The sequence below is a fragment of the Amnibacterium soli genome (assembly GCF_039544415.1).
Lineage (GTDB): Bacteria > Actinomycetota > Actinomycetes > Actinomycetales > Microbacteriaceae > Amnibacterium > Amnibacterium soli.
The window spans coordinates 731,548-748,389 of record NZ_BAABLP010000001.1 but is presented as its reverse complement, the minus strand read 5'-3'; the positions used below and the strand labels follow the sequence as shown (position 1 = coordinate 748,389).

Annotated in this window: 20 protein-coding genes; 4 read left to right on the top strand and 16 right to left on the bottom strand. The window is 73.7% G+C overall.

Annotated elements, in window-relative coordinates; translation table 11 throughout:
• Positions 1 to 67: 67 nt before the first annotated feature.
• The 10 genes from ABEA53_RS03685 to thyX all read right to left on the bottom strand — a co-directional run bounded on the left by ABEA53_RS03685 (position 68) and on the right by thyX (position 9,296).
• Positions 68 to 289, bottom strand: coding sequence for a DUF3046 domain-containing protein (locus ABEA53_RS03685; protein ID WP_345479597.1), 222 nt, complete (start codon positions 287 to 289; stop codon positions 68 to 70).
• A gap of 22 nt (positions 290 to 311) precedes the next feature.
• Positions 312 to 647: a helix-turn-helix domain-containing protein gene (locus tag ABEA53_RS03680; RefSeq protein WP_345479596.1), complete on the bottom strand. Its 336-nt coding sequence runs from the start codon at positions 645 to 647 to the stop codon at positions 312 to 314.
• A 168-nt stretch (positions 648 to 815) separates the two neighbouring features.
• On the bottom strand, positions 816 to 1,301 hold the full coding sequence (locus tag ABEA53_RS03675) for a CinA family protein (RefSeq protein ID WP_345479595.1): 486 nt from the start codon (positions 1,299 to 1,301) through the stop codon (positions 816 to 818).
• On the bottom strand, positions 1,298 to 1,906 hold the full coding sequence (gene pgsA, locus ABEA53_RS03670) for a CDP-diacylglycerol--glycerol-3-phosphate 3-phosphatidyltransferase (RefSeq protein WP_345479594.1): 609 nt from the start codon (positions 1,904 to 1,906) through the stop codon (positions 1,298 to 1,300). The genes ABEA53_RS03675 and pgsA overlap by 4 nt, the downstream gene beginning before the upstream one ends.
• 52 nt (positions 1,907 to 1,958) lie before the next feature.
• Positions 1,959 to 4,835, bottom strand: coding sequence for an FtsK/SpoIIIE family DNA translocase (locus tag ABEA53_RS03665; protein WP_345479593.1), 2,877 nt, complete (start codon positions 4,833 to 4,835; stop codon positions 1,959 to 1,961).
• 88 nt (positions 4,836 to 4,923) lie between these two features.
• Positions 4,924 to 5,427: an SRPBCC family protein gene (locus ABEA53_RS03660; protein WP_345479592.1), complete on the bottom strand. Its 504-nt coding sequence runs from the start codon at positions 5,425 to 5,427 to the stop codon at positions 4,924 to 4,926.
• A 2-nt stretch (positions 5,428 to 5,429) separates the two neighbouring features.
• The gene (locus ABEA53_RS03655) at positions 5,430 to 5,801 is read right to left on the bottom strand and encodes an ArsR/SmtB family transcription factor (RefSeq protein WP_345479591.1); all 372 of its coding nucleotides are present in this window, start codon (positions 5,799 to 5,801) and stop codon (positions 5,430 to 5,432) included.
• A gap of 86 nt (positions 5,802 to 5,887) precedes the next feature.
• Complete coding sequence (locus ABEA53_RS03650) at positions 5,888 to 7,564, bottom strand: ribonuclease J (RefSeq protein WP_345479589.1); 1,677 nt, start codon at positions 7,562 to 7,564, stop codon at positions 5,888 to 5,890.
• On the bottom strand, positions 7,564 to 8,532 hold the full coding sequence (gene dapA, locus ABEA53_RS03645; RefSeq protein WP_345479588.1) for a 4-hydroxy-tetrahydrodipicolinate synthase: 969 nt from the start codon (positions 8,530 to 8,532) through the stop codon (positions 7,564 to 7,566). The genes ABEA53_RS03650 and dapA overlap by 1 nt, the downstream gene beginning before the upstream one ends.
• Positions 8,533 to 8,597: 65 nt before the next feature.
• Entirely contained in the window at positions 8,598 to 9,296 is a 699-nt protein-coding gene (gene thyX / locus ABEA53_RS03640; RefSeq protein ID WP_345479679.1) for an FAD-dependent thymidylate synthase, read from the bottom strand.
• Positions 9,297 to 9,383: 87 nt separating this feature from the next.
• Here thyX and ABEA53_RS03635 point away from each other — a divergent pair, with 87 nt between their 5' ends.
• The gene (locus tag ABEA53_RS03635) at positions 9,384 to 9,806 is read left to right on the top strand and encodes a thioredoxin domain-containing protein (protein ID WP_345479587.1); all 423 of its coding nucleotides are present in this window, start codon (positions 9,384 to 9,386) and stop codon (positions 9,804 to 9,806) included.
• A 26-nt stretch (positions 9,807 to 9,832) separates the two neighbouring features.
• Positions 9,833 to 10,840 carry a TIGR01777 family oxidoreductase gene (locus ABEA53_RS03630; RefSeq protein WP_345479586.1) on the top strand — a complete coding sequence of 336 codons (1,008 nt, stop codon included), beginning with the start codon at positions 9,833 to 9,835 and terminating at the stop codon, positions 10,838 to 10,840.
• 127 nt (positions 10,841 to 10,967) lie between these two features.
• On the opposite strand, the gene ABEA53_RS03625 is transcribed toward ABEA53_RS03630, so the two are convergent.
• The 3 genes from ABEA53_RS03625 to dapB all read right to left on the bottom strand — a co-directional run bounded on the left by ABEA53_RS03625 (position 10,968) and on the right by dapB (position 12,776).
• Positions 10,968 to 11,513, bottom strand: a complete 546-nt coding sequence (locus ABEA53_RS03625; protein ID WP_345479585.1) for an NUDIX domain-containing protein — start codon at positions 11,511 to 11,513, stop codon at positions 10,968 to 10,970.
• 109 nt (positions 11,514 to 11,622) lie between these two features.
• The gene (locus ABEA53_RS03620; protein WP_425550587.1) at positions 11,623 to 12,057 is read right to left on the bottom strand and encodes a hypothetical protein; all 435 of its coding nucleotides are present in this window, start codon (positions 12,055 to 12,057) and stop codon (positions 11,623 to 11,625) included.
• On the bottom strand, positions 12,054 to 12,776 hold the full coding sequence (gene dapB / locus ABEA53_RS03615) for a 4-hydroxy-tetrahydrodipicolinate reductase (RefSeq protein ID WP_345479584.1): 723 nt from the start codon (positions 12,774 to 12,776) through the stop codon (positions 12,054 to 12,056). Before dapB ends, ABEA53_RS03620 begins: the two co-directional genes overlap by 4 nt.
• A 27-nt stretch (positions 12,777 to 12,803) precedes the next feature.
• On the opposite strand from dapB, the gene ABEA53_RS03610 reads away from it, so the two are divergent.
• Positions 12,804 to 13,277, top strand: a complete 474-nt coding sequence (locus ABEA53_RS03610) for a GNAT family N-acetyltransferase (RefSeq protein WP_345479583.1) — start codon at positions 12,804 to 12,806, stop codon at positions 13,275 to 13,277.
• A 67-nt stretch (positions 13,278 to 13,344) separates the two neighbouring features.
• On the opposite strand, the gene ABEA53_RS03605 is transcribed toward ABEA53_RS03610, so the two are convergent.
• Entirely contained in the window at positions 13,345 to 13,947 is a 603-nt protein-coding gene (locus ABEA53_RS03605) for a histidine phosphatase family protein (RefSeq protein ID WP_345479582.1), read from the bottom strand.
• 110 nt (positions 13,948 to 14,057) lie between these two features.
• Between ABEA53_RS03605 and ABEA53_RS03600 the strand changes: the two genes are divergently transcribed.
• On the top strand, positions 14,058 to 14,651 hold the full coding sequence (locus tag ABEA53_RS03600) for a TetR/AcrR family transcriptional regulator (protein WP_345479581.1): 594 nt from the start codon (positions 14,058 to 14,060) through the stop codon (positions 14,649 to 14,651).
• A gap of 7 nt (positions 14,652 to 14,658) precedes the next feature.
• Here the strand turns inward: ABEA53_RS03600 and ABEA53_RS03595 are convergent, their stop codons facing one another.
• Positions 14,659 to 15,789 carry an aldo/keto reductase gene (locus ABEA53_RS03595; protein ID WP_345479580.1) on the bottom strand — a complete coding sequence of 377 codons (1,131 nt, stop codon included), beginning with the start codon at positions 15,787 to 15,789 and terminating at the stop codon, positions 14,659 to 14,661.
• A gap of 75 nt (positions 15,790 to 15,864) precedes the next feature.
• Positions 15,865 to 16,758, bottom strand: a complete 894-nt coding sequence (locus ABEA53_RS03590; RefSeq protein ID WP_345479579.1) for an aldo/keto reductase — start codon at positions 16,756 to 16,758, stop codon at positions 15,865 to 15,867.
• Positions 16,759 to 16,842: the final 84 nt, after the last annotated feature.

Sequence of the window (16,842 nt, the reverse complement as noted above, 5' to 3'; positions counted from 1 at the left end):
ATCGGTGTGATTCGTGTTCGAGACGTGCTCGACCGCAGCCGGCGGACCGGCGTGCGGGAGACGGGGCTCAGGAGTGGACGGGGCGTCCTCGGCCGTGCCAGCGCTCGCGCGGCACGTCGTTGGCGCGGCAGAGCGCCGTCCAGACCTGCGCGGTCGGGATGCCGGCGGCGAGGGCCTCCTCGGCCGTGCGGCCGCCGAGGTCGTCGATGACGAGCTCCTTCACGAGGACGCGACCCTGCGGGTCGCCGAACTCCTCGTCGACGGCGAGTCGGAACTCACTGACCTTCACGGTCGGACCGGTCGCGAGGCCCTCAGTGGGCGACGAGGTCGGGGCGGCGGGCGCCCACGGCGCCCTCGCCGCGGGCGAAGCGCTCGCCGAAGTCGGCGGGCAGGGCGTCGGGCACCTCGATGCCCTCGAGCACCGCGAGGCGGTCGCCCACCTCGCGCATGATGACGGAGACGGGCGTCTCCAGCGCGTCGGCGACCGACGCGAGGATCTCGCTCGACGCCTCCTTCTGACCGCGCTCGACCTCGGACAGGTACCCGAGGGCCACGGAGGCCTTGCTGGCGACCTGGCGGAGGGTGCGGCCCTTCTGCAGACGGAAGTCACGCAGGACGTCGCCGAGCTCTTGACGAACGAGAACCATGTCCCCTCCTCCTCGATGTGCGCGTGCTGGCAGGTGCGGAACCCGGTGGCCTGGGGCCACCCGCCGGAGCGGACGGCCACCATACCCTGCGGAACCTGCCCCCAAGGTAGGACCGCCCGGCGACACCGGGGCGCCGACCTGCCAGAAGTAACGGGATCGAAACGTGGGCTATTCCTGCTGCTCGAGGGCCTCGAGCAGCGTCGCGAGGGCGAGTCGGACGGCGCCCTCCCGCACGGCCGCGCGGTCGCCGGGCAGCACCGCGGTGCGGGCGATCCGCCGCTCCCCCGCGGCCACGCCGACCCACACCGTGCCCGGGGGCCTGCCGCCCTGACCCTCCGGACCCGCGACGCCGGTGGTGGACACGCCCACGTCGGCGGCCCGTCCGTCGACCGCCACGGCCCGGCGCACGCCGTCGGCCATCTGCCTGGCGACCTCCGGATCCACAGGCCCCTCCCGGTCCAGGAGGTCGCCGTCCACGCCGAGCACCGTGTGCTTCACCGGCGTCGCGTAGGCGACGACGCCGCCGAGCAGCACCGCCGAGGCGCCCGGCACCTGCACGAACGCGTCGGCGAGCAGGCCGCCCGTCAGCGACTCGGCGACCGCCAGCGTGCGGCCCTCGCTCCGCAAGAGCTCGAGCACCCGCGCAGCGGTCATGCCCGGTTCAGCCGGCGGTCGTCGATCAGGTACTGGATCCCGGTCACGACGGTGACGACGAAGGCGGCGGCCATGACCACCGTGTTCACGACGTCCATCCACGACCCGAGCAGTGCAGGCAGCGGCGCCAGGGCGAGGCCGATGGCGACGGACTGCAGGACGGTCTTCGTCTTGCCGCCCTTGGACGCCGGCACCACCCGTCCCCTGGCCAGGACGACGAACCGCCAGACCGTGATCCCGATCTCCCGCACCAGGACGACCAGCGTCACCCACCACGGCAGCTCGCCCAGCACCGACAGCACCACGAGCGCCGCACCGGTCAGCGCCTTGTCCGCGATCGGGTCGAGGATCTTGCCGAGGTCCGTGATCAGGTTCCGGCTGCGCGCGAGATGGCCGTCCACGGCGTCCGTGGCGATCGCGACCACGAAGAGCGCCGCGGCGATCCAGCGGCCCGCCACGTCGTGGGCCCCGGCGAGCAGCACGACCACGAACACCGGCACGAGCACGATCCGGGCGAACGAGATCAGGTTCGGCACGCTCCACGTGCTCACCGGTCCGTCGCCCGCGCGCAGCATCCGCGGCCGCACCGCCTCCGGACCGCTCATGGCAGCAGGGTACGGCCGCGGGCTCCGCTCCCGCCCACCGTCGACGCGGCGCTCATGCGCGGTCCGTGAGGTTCCACGCGTCCTCGGACTCCTCGTCCGACGACGAGTCGTCGTCGAAGTAGTCGAGCGCCACCTTGCCGCCGCCGCCCGCGGACGCGCCGTTGCCCGGCATGCCGCGGATGGCCGCGAGGGTGTCCGCGAGCTGGTCGGACGACACGAGCACGTCCCGCGCCTTCGACCCCTCGGAGGGACCGACGATCTTCCGCGACTCCATCAGGTCCATCAGGCGGCCGGCCTTCGCGAACCCGACGCGCAGCTTGCGCTGCAGCATGGAGGTGGACCCGAACTGCGTGGTCACGACCTGCTCGACCGCCGCGAGCAGCAGCTCCATGTCGTCGCCGATGTCGCCGTCGATCTCCTTGGTCGGCGCGACCTCGGCCACGTCCTCCCGGTAGTCGGGGCGCTGCTGGTTCTTGACGTGCTGGACGACCTTCGCGATCTCGGCCTCGTTGACCCACGCGCCCTGGATGCGCATCGGGTTGGCGGAGCCCATCGGCAGGAACAGGCCGTCGCCCTGGCCGAGCAGCTTGTCGGCGCCGACCTTGTCGAGGATGACGCGGCTGTCGGTCGCGGAGCTCACCGCGAACGCGAGACGGCTCGGCACGTTGGCCTTGATCAGACCGGTGACGACGTCGACGGACGGGCGCTGCGTCGCGAGCACCAGGTGGATGCCGGCGGCCCGGGCGAGCTGCGTGATGCGGACGATCGAGTCCTCGACGTCGCGCGGGGCGACCATCATCAGGTCGGCGAGCTCGTCGACCACGACCAACAGGTACGGGTACTTCGACAGCTTGCGCTTGGAGTCGGGCGGGAGGCGGATCTCGCCGTTCTCGATCGCGCGGTTGAAGTCGTCGATGTGCCGGAAGCCGAACGACGACAGGTCGTCGTACCGCATGTCCATCTCCTTCACGACCCACTGCAGCGCCTCGGCCGCCTTCTTCGGGTTCGTGATGATGGGCGTGATGAGGTGCGGCACGCCCTCGTAGGCGGTGAGCTCGACCCGCTTGGGGTCGACCATCACCATGCGCACCTCGGACGGCGTCGCCCGCATGAGCAGGCTCGTGATCATCGAGTTGACGAAGGACGACTTGCCGGCACCGGTCGCACCGGCGACCAGGAGGTGGGGCATCTTCGCGAGGTTGGCGACGACGTGCCCGCCCTCGACGTCCTTGCCGATGCCGATGGTCATCGGGTGGGTCGACTTGCGGGCGGGGCCGGACCGGAGGATGTCGCCGAGGCTGACGATCTCCTTGTCCTCGTTCGGGATCTCGATGCCGATGGCGCTCTTGCCCGGGATCGGCGACAGGATGCGGACCTCGTTGGAGGCGACGGCGTACGACAGGTTCTTCGCCAGCGCGGTGACCTTCTCCACCTTGACGCCCGGGTTCAGCTCGACCTCGTAGCGGGTGACGGTGGGTCCGCGCATGTACTCGGTCGCGCGAGCGTCCACCTTGAACTCGTCCAGCACGCTCTGGATCGAGGCCTTGATGCGCTCGTTCGCCTCGGTCTTCGCCTTCGGCACCGAGCCGGCGGAAAGCACGTGCTCCGGGGGCAGGCGGTACGCGCCGGCCGGGGCCTGCGCCTGGTACCCGGAGTCCTCCTCCGGCGCGTCCTCGACGGGCGCGGCGGCGGGCTGCTCGTCCTCGTGGGGGTCGACCGCGACGACGGCCGCGGCTGCTGCGGGCACCGCGGCGGGCGCGAGCTGCGGCACCACCTCGGTGCGCCCGGAGGCGAGCTCGTCGAGGGTGAGGAAGCCGAAGTCCGGGTCGTCGTCCGAGTGCTGCGGCTCGGGCACCGCGGCCCCCGCCTGCTCGACGAACGGGTCCTCGACCTGCGCCGTCGGCGCGGCGGGCACCGCGCCGGTCGCGGCGGGGATGAGCGGGGAGTCGTAGGCGGGGTCGCCCTCGCGCACGGGCTCCTCGACGACGGCCTCGGCCTGCTTCCGGCTGCCCGGCCACCAGCGGCGGCGCTCGCCGCGCGCCGGCTCGCTCTCCTCGAGGCCGAGCTCGGCGATGTCCGCACCGTGCAGGTCGTCCCCGACGGCGTCGATTGCAGCCGGCTCGGCCTTCGCACCGCGCTTCGGCTTGGCGGCGGGCGCCGGCGCGGCCGGCTGCTCGGCCGCGGCGCCGGTGTCGAACAGGTAGGCGTGCGCCTCGCGGAGGCGCTGCGGCAGACGGTTCGGCGGCGTCTTGGTCAGGACGAACAGGCTGAGGGCGAGCACGACGGCGGCCAGCGCGGCGGGCAGCGCGGCGCTGCCGCCGGCGAGCGCCTCCAGGGGCGTGACCACGAGCCAGCCGGCGACGCCGCCGCCCGCGGCCAGCTGCGGGAGGTGCTCCGGCTGCGGGTTGCCGGCGATCACCTGCGCGAGCGTCGACGACGAGACGATGAGCATGGCGGAGCCGACGCCGATGCGGCCGTTGTCGTGCACGGTCGCGGGGTGGCGGAACAGCCAGAGGGCGAGGACCGCCATGAAGACCGGCAGCCCGACGGTGATCGAGCCGAGGAGGCCGCCGAACGTGTAGAGGTGCACGGCCTGCGCGACCGCGTTGGTGCGGAAGAACCACTCCACTGCCCCACCGACGACCGCGAGCAGCAGCAGCAGGAAGGGCACGCCGTCGCGGCGCTGCTCCTTCTGCAGTGTCTCGGGACCGAACGTGCGGGCGGCACCGCCCGCGACGTGCGCGAGCCCCAGGTACGCCCTGGTCGCGACGGTGTCCTGGTCCTGCGCCGGCAGCGCCTTCGTGCGGTTGCCCGCGCCTCGCGTCGACGTCGATCGTCCGGTGCCGGAGCCCGCCCGAGCGCGCGTCGTCGTGCCCGCGCTGCGGGCGACGGTCGCGCGGGCAGCGTCCTTCCCCCTGGGTGCAGCCATGGGGTCGAGGCTAGGCGCGACCACCGTCGGCGGGCGGGAGGTCGACGCCCCTCGTTCGGGGGTCCGCCGCCCGGATGCGCACCGATGATCAGCGGGCGGCCGGCTCCTCGTCCCGGAGGAGGTCGTCGATCTGACCCATGGCCTGCTTGAGCCCCTCCTCCATGCCCATGTCGAGCATCTGCTGCAGCTGCTCCGCCGACTGGAAGGTGGAGACGAAGACGACGCGGGTGCCCCCGTCGACGGGCTCGAACGTCGCGGCCATGCGCGTCCAGCCCATCGCCTCGTCCGGGGCGCCCTGCTCGTCGGCGAAGGCGTCGGCGATCTCGAACGAGCGGGGCTCGTCGACGGCGACGACGTCCCACACCCCGTACGAGCGCTCCCCGTCGGGTCCGGTCATCCGGTAGTGGGAGCGGGACCCGGGCACGAGTTCGTGCCGCAGGAACGTCGCGGGCCACCCGGGAGGCCCCCAGTGCCGCTCGAGCCGGCGCGGGTCGGCGTAGAGCGTCCAGACGCGCTCGACCGGCGCCGCGAACTCCGCGACGATCCGCAGTGCGGGGGCCTCCGGGTCCTTCTCGACCTCGAGGACGGGCATGGCTACTCCTTCTCCTGCTGCACGGGTCCGTTCGGCACCGCTTCCTCGGCGAGGAGGCGGTCCATGGCGTCGACGCGGAGCCGCCAGCGCAGCTCGAGCCGGTCGAGCAGCGCGCCGGCGACCCGGATGCGCTCCGGGACCGCGTGCACGTGCTGCTCCCTGCCCACGCGCGTCCTGCCGACGAGTCCCGCCCGCTCGAGCACGGCGTCGTGCTTCTGCACGGCGGGCAGGCTCATCGCGTAGGGGCGCGCCAGCGACGACACGGACTGCTCGCGGTCGATCACGCGAGCCAGGACGTCCCGCCGCGTGGCGTCCGCCAGCGCGGCGAAGACCCGGTCGATCTCCTCCTGCGTCGGCTCCACATCTACAACCATCGGGTTGCACGGTACGACCGCACCGCGGCGGACGCACGAGGCCGCCCTCCCGGATCGGGAGAGCGGCCTCGTGCGTCGGGCGCGGACTACGCGCTGACGACGACCGGCACGATCATCGGGCGCCGGCGGTGCTTCGTGCTCACCCAGCGGCCGACCGTGCGGCGCACGACCTGGCGGTAGGCGTGGAGGTCCTTCGTGCCGTTCGAGGCGGCGTCGCGGAGCGCGTCGACGATCTGCGGCCGCACCTTCTCGAACACCTCGTCGTCCTCGGCGAACCCGCGGGCGTGGATCTCGGGCCCGACCACGCAGCGACCGGTGGCCGGGTCGATCGCGACGAAGATCGAGATGAACCCCTCCTCGGCCAGCGTGCGCCGGTCCTTCAGGTCCGCGTCCGTGATGGCGCCGACGCTCGAGCCGTCCACGTAGACGAAGCCGAGGTCGTACTGCCCGGCGACGCGGGGCACGCCGTTCTTCAGGTCGACGGCGGTGCCGTTCTCGGCGATGATCACGCGGTCCTCGGGCACGCCCGTGTCCTTCGCGATCTGCGCGTTCGCGAACTGGTGCCGCACCTCGCCGTGCACCGGCATCGCGGCCTTCGGCTTGAGGATGTTGTAGACGTACATCAGCTCGCCCGCCGAGGCGTGGCCGGAGACGTGGACCTTCGCGTTGCCCTTGTGCACGACGTTCGCGCCGAGCTTCATCAGGCCGTTGATCACCCGGTAGACCGAGTTCTCGTTGCCCGGGATGAGGCTGGAGGCGAGCAGGACGGTGTCGCCCTCGCCGATCTCGATCGCGTGCTCGCGGTTCGCCATGCGGGACAGGACGGCCATCGGCTCGCCCTGGCTGCCGGTCGACATGTAGACGATGCGGTCGTCGGGCAGCTTCTCGGCCTGCTTCAGGTCGACGAGCACGTCCTGCGGCACCTTGAGGTAGCCGAGGTCCGCCGCGATGCCCATGTTGCGCACCATGCTGCGGCCGAGCAGCGCGACCTTGCGGCCGTTCTTCGCCGCGGCGTCGAGCACCTGCTGCACGCGGTGGACGTGGGAGGAGAAGCTCGCGACGACGACGCGGCGCGGCGCGCGGCGGATGACGTCGTCGATGACCGGGCCGATCGCGCGCTCGAGCGGGGTGAACCCGGGGACCTCGGCGTTGGTCGAGTCGGCGAGGAACAGGTCGACGCCCTGCTCCCCCAGCCGAGCGAAGGCGCGCAGGTCGGTGAGGCGGCCGTCGAGCGGCATCTGGTCCATCTTGAAGTCGCCCGTGTGCAGGACGGTGCCCGCCGAGGTCTTGATCGCGACCGCGAGGGCGTCGGGGATGGAGTGGTTCACCGCCACGAACTCGAGCTCGAACGGCCCGAGCTTCTCGGTGGCGCCCTCCTTGACAGTCAAGGTGTAGGGCTTGATGCGGTGCTCCTGGAGCTTCGCCTCGATGAAGGCGAGCGTGAGCGCCGAGCCGAGCAGCGGCAGGTCGCGCTTGAGGCGCAGCAGGTAGGGCACCGCGCCGATGTGGTCCTCGTGGCCGTGCGTGAGCACGACGCCCACGACGTCGTCGAGGCGCTCGCGGATCGGCGCGAAGTCCGGGAGGATCAGGTCGACCCCGGGCTGGTCCGTCTCGGGGAACAGCACGCCGCAGTCGACGATGAGCAGCTTGCCGTCGATCTCGAAGACGGTCATGTTGCGGCCGACCTCGCCGAGGCCGCCGAGGGGCAGGACCCGCAGGGCGCCCTTCGCGAGCTGTCCGGGGGGCGGGAGCACGTCGGCCATCAGCGGGTGGTCCCGGCGACCTTGGGCAGCGCGCCGCCGGCGGCCGCGTTGCGGTCCGGCCGGAACCGCTTGAAGTCCACTCCGGCCACATCGTGCACCAGTGCCAGTTCGTCCTCGATCACTGCAGCTTCCGCCTCCTCAGGTCCGACGAGTGGCAGCCGCACGCGCGGGCTGCCGATACGGCCGAGGCCGTGAAGTACGTACTTGGCCGCGACGGTGCCGGGCACATGGGTCATGACGGCGCGCACCAGCGGCTCGAGCAGGCGGTGCTGCGCGGTCGCGGTGGCGAGGTCGCCGCGGTTCACCGCGTCGACGATGGTCCGGTACGGGGCCGCCGCGACGTTCGCGGTCACCCCGATCAGGCCGACGGCGCCGATCGCGAGGTGCGGCAGCACGTTCGCGTCGTCGCCGGAGAAGTAGAGCAGGTCCGTCTGGTTCAGGACGCGGCTGACCTCGCTGAAGTCGCCCTTGGCGTCCTTGACCGCGACGATGTTCGGGTGCTTCGCGGCGCGGAGGATCGTCTCGTACCTGATCGGCACGCCGGTGCGGCCGGGGATGTCGTAGAGGATCACCGGCAAGTCGGTCGCGTCCGCGACCATGCGGAAGTGCGTGAGCAGGCCGGCCTGGGTGGGCTTGTTGTAGTACGGCGTCACGATCATCACGCCGTCCGCGGCGTGGGCGGACTTCTTGTAGAGCTCGATCGCGTGGGCGGTCTCGTTCGAGCCGCCGCCCTGGATGATCTTCGCCCGGCCCGCGGCGACGTCGCGGGCGACCTCCACGAGCCGCAGCTTCTCGGGGTCGGTGAGCGTGCTCGTCTCGCCCGTGGTGCCGGAGACGACGATGCCGTCGGCGCCCGCGGTGATGACCGAGTCGATGTGCCGCTCGACGCCCGGCCAGTCGACCTCGCCGTCGGCGGTGAACGGCGTCACCAGGGCGACGAGCACCTGGCCGAACGGGTTCTCCAGCACGGACGGAGAGCCTACCGGAGCCGCGACACCCGGCCTCCCGCCGCCCGATCGCCCTGCCGACGCGGCTACGGCGCGACCCGGCCGTTCTTCGTGAAAGCCGCGTGGGTGTGCGGCATCTGGGTCGCCCAGTGGGTCTCCATCGCCTCCGCGACCAGCTCGATCTCGCGCTGCGGGAACGACGGCACCGCCGCCTCCGGGTGCTTGGTGCGGAGGGAGAGGAAGTTCATGAGGCTGCGGGCGTTCATCGTCACGTACATCGACGAGTACAGGTTCAGCGGCAGCACGATGCGGGCGACCTCGCGTGCGACGCCGGCCTCGAGCATCCGCTGGTAGGCCGCGTAGGCGGCCAGCGACTGCTCGTGCACGGCCTGCTCCACCGCGGCGTGCTGCTCGGGCGTGCCCGGCAGGAAGTCGTAGGCGCCCGGCTTGCCGACCTGGATCAGGTTGCGGGTGGCGTCGGGCACGTAGAAGACGGGCTTCAGCTCGCGGTAGCGGCCCGACTCCTCGTTGTAGGAGGCGATGCGGTGCCGCATGAACTCCCGGAACACGAAGATCGGCGCCTGCACGTAGAAGGTCATCGAGTTGTGCTCGAACGGGGAGCCGTGGCGGTCGCGCATCAGGTAGTTGATGAGGCCGCGGTCCCGCTTCTCGAGGTCCGCGTCGGACCCCGCGTCGTCGAGCGTCTGCTCCCCGAGGGTCGAGACGCGGGCGGCGAACAGCACGTCGGAGTCGCGGGCGGCCGAGCGCACCAGCTCGACGGTCATCTCGGAACGGAACTCGGGGTCGACGTCGGTCACGGCCGACACGGTAGCGACACGCTCGGACACGGCCGGCCACCTACGCTGCTGCCCGTGATCCCGCTCGTGCTCGCCGTCGCCACCGGGGTCGTCGGGATCACGGGCTGGCTGTGGTGGCGCGGCGACGGGGAGCTGCGCCGCGGGTCGGGCGAGCGCCTGCGACCCGACGAGGTCGCGCTGCCCGCCGACGCGTTCGGGCCGGTCGCGACGATGCTGCTGTTCGGCTCGCAGCAGGACGAGCGGACCGCGGTGGTCCGGGACCGCCTCGCGGACCTGGTCGGCGGGCTCGACGGCGTGCGGATCGCCGAGGTCGACCTGACCGCCCGCGGCGACCTGGCCGGCCGGTACGCGGTCACGCGGACCCCGAGCGTCTTCGCGCTCGACGGCGAGGGCCGGCTGCGGTCGCGGGTCAAGGGCACGGGCAGCGTCGAGACCCTCCGCGCCGCCCTCGACTCCGCGCTGCACCCGGCCGTCTGACGGACCCCGACCGCTAGCCTCACCCCATGGCGCAGAAGCGGATCCCCGTGCCGTCCGCGAAGCCCGCGACGCGGAAGCCCGCGCCGCCGCCGCCCGCCGAGATCCCGAAGCCGATCCAGCGCAGGCCCATCGCGAAGGACAGCCGCCTGCGGGTGCTCGTCGCCGGTGCCTCGGGGCTGATCGGCACGGAGCTGGGCCGGCAGCTCGAGGCCGCGGGGCACACCGTGCAGCGCCTGGTGCGCCGGCCGCCGCGGACCGCCGACGAGTTCAGCTGGGCGCCGGACGCCAAGATCCTCGACTTCCGGCTGCTCGAGAGCGTCGACGCCGTGATCAACCTGTCGGGCGCCTCCCTCAACCGCATCCCGTGGACCACCGCCTACAAGGAGCAGATCCTGCGCTCCCGGGTGAAGGCGACCGAGGCGCTCGTCGAGGGGATGGCGATGGCCGCGTCGCCCCCGCCCGTGTTCCTGTCGAGCTCCGCCGTCGGCTTCTACGGCGACCGACCGGGCGAGACGCTGACCGAGGCGTCGTCGCGCGGCACCGGGTTCCTCGCCGACGTGGTGACGGAGTGGGAGGCCGCTGCCCGGCTCGCCCCTGCCGCGACCCGCACGGTGCTGCTCCGCACCGGCGTCGTGCTCGCGCAGGGCGGCGGCGCGCTGCAGCCGCTGACGCTCGCCACCCGGTTCGGCCTCGGCTCCACCGTCGGCCACGGGACGCAGCACTGGCCGTGGATCGCGCTGCACGACGAGGCCGCCGCGATCGTGCACCTGCTGACCAGCACGCTCGAGGGCCCGGTGAACCTGGCCGGGCCGACGCCGGCGACGAGCGAGGAGATCACGCGCCGCCTCGCCTCCGACCTGCACCGACCGCACCTGCTCAAGCTGCCGGAGGCGGTCGTCGGCGTCGGCATGGGCGAGATGGGCCGCGAGCTGCTGCTGCCGAGCCAGAAGGTCGTGCCCGCGGCGCTCGAGGCGGACGGCTTCGCGTTCCGCTACCGCACGAGCGACGACGCGATCGACGCCGCCCTCGCCTGACGCGTCCTCCCCCGCCGTCCCGGGCGGAGCGCTTCAGCAGGACGAATTGACCAATGTCGTCCTGCTGAACGTCCTTCTCCCTGCTGTGGTGCTCGGATCGTCCTGCTGTCGTGCTCGGGGCCGGGCGTCAGAGGCCCAGGGCGTCCAGGGCGCGGAGGAGGTGGGGCTCGAAGCGGCCCGGCCGGGCCGCGGCGACCTCCACACGGCTCCACCAGCGGACGCCCGCGAACTCCCGCTCGTCGGGCACCAGCGGCGCCGTCGACGGGACCGGCAGGGCGTACCAGAGCGTCACGTCGGTGTGCCGGGACGGGGGCGCGCCGACGGTCTCCGTGACGGTGACCAGGAAGGGCGCCGCCACGTCCGCGACGCGCAGCCCGAGCTCCTCCTGCGCCTCGCGCCGCACCGCGTCCGCCGGGTCCTCCCCCGGCTCCACGTGACCGCCGGTCGGCAGCCGGAGGCCGGACAGGCGGTGGTCGCAGAGCAGCACCAGCCCGGCGACCCGGTCGACCAGGAGGAAGTACACGACCAGGTGCGGGCTGGGCGTCGCCGGCTTCACCCGGCGGTGCACGTCGTCGGTCGCCCGCAGCCAGGCGAGCGCCTCGGCGCGGTGCCGCTCCCCCGTCTCGTCGGCGGGCGGCAGGGACTCGACCAGCTCGATCAGCGCGGCGTGCACCCGAGCACTCCAGCAGGAAGAAGGAGCTTCAGCAGGACGAAACGGCCCGTTCCCTCCTGCTGAACGTGTTTCTTCCTGCCGAAGTGCTCGAGGATTCCTGCTGTCGTCCTCAGCGGCTGAGGGCGATCGCGCGGCGGACGGCGGCGCGGGCCCGGCGGCGGTCGCCCGCCATGTCGTAGGCGAGACCCAGCCGCAGCCAGGCGCGCCAGTCGTCGGGGCCCGCCTCCGCGGCCTCCGCGTACCGATCGAACGCCGCGTCGGCCGCCGCCCGTTCGACCCTGCCGCTCGCCCGGCGCGGCAGGTCGTCGCCCGGCAGCGCCCCCTCCGCGCGCAGGCGGCGGGTCAGCCGCGTCGCCTGCAGGCCGAAGAGCAGCTCGCGCACGAGCAGGTACGCGCCGATGACCGGCAGCACGAGCAGCGCGACGCCGATCGCGACGCCGACCGGCTGCCCGGTCTGCAGGAACGCAACGGCCCGGGTCACGACGACGACCAGGTACAGCACGAGCAGGAGCGCCATCAGGACGGCGCCGCCGAAGGCCCTCACCGGAGGAGCAGGGACTCGAGGCCGACGGTCACGCCGGTCAGGCCCGGCAGCGCCGCGATCGCGAGGCGGATGCCCGCCGCGTAGGCGACCGGCGACGTCGTCTCGTGGCGCACGGTCAGCAGCTCCCCCGGTCCGCCGAACAGCACGTCCTGCTTGGCCTGCACCCCGTCGAGGCGGAGGGAGTGGATCGGCACGCTGCCGACCTGCTGGCCGCGGGCGCGCTGGTCCGTGTGCGGCGCGGACACGGGGCCGAGGTCCGCACGGGCCGCCGCGATGCGCTCGGCGGTCGCGACCGCGGTGCCGGACGGGGAGTCCGCCTTGCCGGCGTGGTGCGCCTCCACGATCTCGATCGACTCGAACCACGTCGCCGCCTGCTCCGCGAAGCGGGCCGCGAGCACGGCGCCGACGGAGAAGTTCGGCACGATCAGCACGGGCGGCGCGGATTCGTCGCGACCGGCGCGCAGCGAGCCGATGCGCTCGCCCGACCAGCCGCTCGTGCCGACGAGCACCGGCAGGCCCTCGGTCGTCGCGGCGGCGACGACCTCGGGCGACACCTGCGGCAGCGTCACGTCGACGACCGCGTCCACCTCGACCGCGAAGAGCAGGGGGTCGGCCGAGCCGATGCGCTGCACGACCTCCGCCTCCGGCATCCCGGCGACGACCTCGTCGACGAGGCGTCCCATCCGGCCAGCGGCTCCGACGACGGCGAGGCGGATCACGGGCGACGAGCCTAGCCTCGGCACACCATGCGCGTGATCGAGACGACCCCCGACGACCCGGCGACGGCGGAGCTGCTGCAGGCCTACTTCACCGAGCGGGTCGGCGGCTTCACCACGGGCCGCTACCGCGTCGCCTCCCCCGACCCGGCCCAGTTCCTCGCCCCCGGCGTCTTCCTGCGGATCGAGGAGGACGACGGCGCCCCGCTCGCCTGCGGCGGCCTGCGCGAGATCGAGCCGGAGCAGGGCCGCCGCTTCGAGGTGAAGCACCTGTACGTCGCCCCGGCCGCCCGCGGCTCGGGGCTCGGCCGGCGGCTGCTGACCCGGCTGGAGGCGCACGCGCGGCGGCAGGGCGCGTCGTGGCTCGTGCTGGACACGAACCGCTCGCTCGAGGCCGCTGCGGGGCTCTACCGCTCGAGCGGGTTCGAGTCCGTCGAGCCGTTCAACGACAACCCGAACGCCACCGACTGGTTCGCCAAGCGCCTGCCCCCCGCAGCCGGCTGATCGCACGGCGTGCCGCGCGTCCAGCGCTGCGCGAGCGCGGCGCCGGGGCGGCGGCGCGGCCGGGCGCTCAGAAGGGCAGGGGCTCCACGAGGCCGGTGCGCAGCTCGACCGGCAGGTGCGCCAGGTCGTTGTGCGAGACCAGGGTGACCGGGCGACCGGACCGCACCTTCAGCACGGTGAGGCCGCAGTGCGCCTGGGTCAGGCCGAGCCAGCGCCACTCGGGCGCGTCGAAGGCGTGCCGCACGAACTCGGCGATGACCAGGTTGTGCGTGATCAGCAGGTCGTGCCGCTCGGCGCCGCCCGGCGACACGAACTCGTCGAAGGCGTCGGCCATCTGCGCCCGGCCGGCCTCGATCTCGGCCTCGGTGGCGGAGGCGAACCAGCCGGAGAACGCGCGCGGCACCTCCGGCGTCGGCCCGGAGGGCACGCAGTCGAAGAGCAGCGCGGAGGGCCGCGGCTCGAGCGACGGGAGGCGCTCGCGCACGATCTCCGCGGTCTCGGTGGCGACGGTGCTCGGCGCGTAGGAGACGGAGGTGAGCGGCACGCCGCCCAGGCGCTCGGCCAGCATCGCGGCCTGGCGCCGTCCCCTCGGAGAGAGCGGGCCGTCGACGACGCCGTGCTCGGCGTCGCGCTGCTCGCCGTGCCGCACGAGGTAGAGGTACTGCGTCATCGCGCCGTCGATGGTAGTCGCCGCAGCCCGCGCGACCGGCGCGGCGGGGCGGACAGGTCGTTCCACCCCCGCGGGGTACGGTGCCGCGGAACCGCCCGGAAGGACCCGCCGTGACCGATGCCCCATCGAGCCCGAACCGCACCTCCCCGGCCCGCGTGCGCCTGCTCGCGGTCGCCGACGAGCTGTTCTACGCGGACGGGATCACCGCGACGGGCATCGACCGCCTGATCGCCGCGGCGCAGGTGACGAAGGCCACGTTCTACAAGCAGTACGGGTCGAAGGACGCCCTGATCCTCGAGTACGTCGCGGGTCGCGACCGGCACGTGCGGGAGGCGCTCACGGCGCTGCTGGAGGCGCGGCAGGACCCTGCCGCGGTGCTCTCCGCCGTGGTGGACGCCGTCGTGGCCGACACCGCCCGGCCCGACTTCCGCGGCGACCCGTTCCTCAACGCCGCGGCGGAGTTCGCCTCGCCCGTGCACCCGGTGCGCGTGGCGATCACCGAGCACCGCGACTGGTTCACGGGGTTCCTCGAGGACCGGTTCCGCGAGCTCGGCGCGCCGCAGCCCGGCGCGGCGGCCGACGAGTTCTCGCTGCTGCGCGACGGCGCGGTCTGCGGCTCCTACGCCGGCGACGCGGTCGCGGCGACGAGCGCCTTCGACCGGGCGGCCCGCCGCCTGTTCGCGGCGCCGGTCGCGGTGGGCTGAGGCCGCCTCACTCCGCGGAGGCGCGGTCGAGCGCCGTCACCTCGGCGCGCGAGAGGTGCACCCCGGCCGCCGCCGTCGCCGCCCACACCTGCTCGACCGAGGTCGCGGTGACCACGGGCGCCGCGATGTGCGGCCGGGTGAGCAGCCAGCCGAGCGCGATCGCCGCCGGCGGCACCTCGCGCTCCTCCGCGAACCGGACGACGGTGTCGACGATGCGCATGCCGCGGCGGGTGAGGCGCGGCTGCAGCCGCTCGGCCCGCTCCGGATCGAGCTCGCGCAGCCGGCGCAGCGCGCCCCGGGTCGGCACGGCGGCGGCGAGGAAGCCGCCGGCGAGCGGCGACCGGGGCAGGACCGCGAGCTCCTGGGCGTGCGCGACGGGCGCGACCCCGGCCTCGTACGCGCTGCGCTGCAGGAGGCTGTGCACCGGCAGCACCGCCTCGAACCGGGGCAGGCCGCGCTGGCCCGCGAGCACCCGCGCCTGGATCAGCCGCTCGGGCTCGTGGTCCCCGGCGGCGAGGTGCGCGATGCGGTCCTCGTCGTGCAGACCGGCGACGGCGGTCAGCGTCTCCTCCATCGAGGTGGCGCGGTCGTGGCCGGCGAGCACGAGCAGGTCGAGGCGCTCGGCGCCCAGGCGGTGCAGCAGGCGCTCCACGGCGGCCTGCAGGCCGGCCGCGGTCAGGCCGCCGGTGGTCCCCACCCGCGCGGCGAGCACCGTGTGGTCGCGGCGCTTCCGGCTGGCGAGCCAGGTGCCGACGAGCTGTGCGACCGCGCCGTCCGCGGCGTCGTCGACGACCAGGGCGTTGCCGCCCGCGGCGGCGTAGGCGTCGAGCGCGCGGTGGGCGGAGGTGCGGTCGGCGGTCCGCCCGAGTCCCGAGACGTCGAGGGCGACGGGGAAGACGCCGAGCCCGGTCCGGCCGACCGGGCGGAGGCGGAACGGCTGCGTCGGCGGGTCGAGCAGCGGGCGGGTGGCGCGGTTCGCCATCTGCTCGAGCGAGCGCTGCACGACGGCCAGCGCGGCCGCGACGGCGGGCTCCGGGTCGGTCGCGAGCGGCTTGCCCGGCAGCGGTCCGCCGCCGAGGTCGATCGGGCGCGTCTCGTCATCGGGCCTGCTGTGCCGCCCGCGCGTCTCGTCGCTCATCGCCCCTCCGGCTGGCAAGGGTACGGGCCGGGGGTGCCGCCGCCCCGGCGACACCTCGGGCGGAGCGATGCCCGTCTAGTAGTCGGTGACCCGGTCCAGGCGCTCGACCTGGTCGGGCGTCAGCTCGAGCGAGGCGCCGGGCAGCAGGTCGGCCAGCGCGCGGGCGCTCGGCACCCGCACGACGGGCGCCGCGAGGTTCGGACGGGTCAGCAGCCAGGCGAGCGCCACGCGGCCGACGTGCTGCCCGCACTCGTCCGCGACGTCGTCGAGCACCGAGAGCACGGCGGCGCCGCGGCGGTTCACGTACTTCAGCGCGCCCTGGAAGATCGGCGACGCGGGCTTGTCGTGGCGGGAGCGGAAGTCGCCGCGCAGGTAGCCGTTCGCCATCGGCGTGCGGGCGAGCACGCCGAGGTCGGCGGCGACCGCGATCGGGGCCAGCTCCTGCTCGTACTGCCTGCGCTCGAGCAGGTTGTACTCCGGCAGGATCACGACGATCCCGGGGATCTCGAGCCGGCGGGCGACCTTCACGGCCTCCCGCAGCGCCTCCGGACCGAACCCGGTGGCGGAGATGTGGCCGACCTTGCCGGCGGCGACGAGCTCGGTGGCGGCGGTCAGCGTCGCCTCGATCGGCGTCGACGGGTCCTCGCCGTCGAGGCCGAGCAGGTCGATGCGGTCGAGGCGGAGGCGCTCGAGGGACGCGTCGACGCCGCGGCGGACCGACTTCGGCGAGAGGCCGAGCGCGTCGGGGTGCTTGCCGACCTTCGTGGCGATCACGAGGCGGTCGCGGTTCGGGTGCCGCGCGAGCCACGAGCCGATCATGATCTCGCTGCGGCCGCCGGCGTAGTGCGCGGCCGTGCTGATCAGGTCGCCGCCCGCGGCGTAGAAGAGGTCGAGGACGTCGGCCGTCTCCTTCGCGTCGGTCGCCCACCCGAAGACGCTGCCGTCGAGCGCGATCGGATACACGGCCATGCCGGTCTGACCGACACGACGGGAGATCGGTCCGGAGAGCGGACTCGCCAAGCAGGGCCCCCTTGACCACGCGAACCTGAAGGA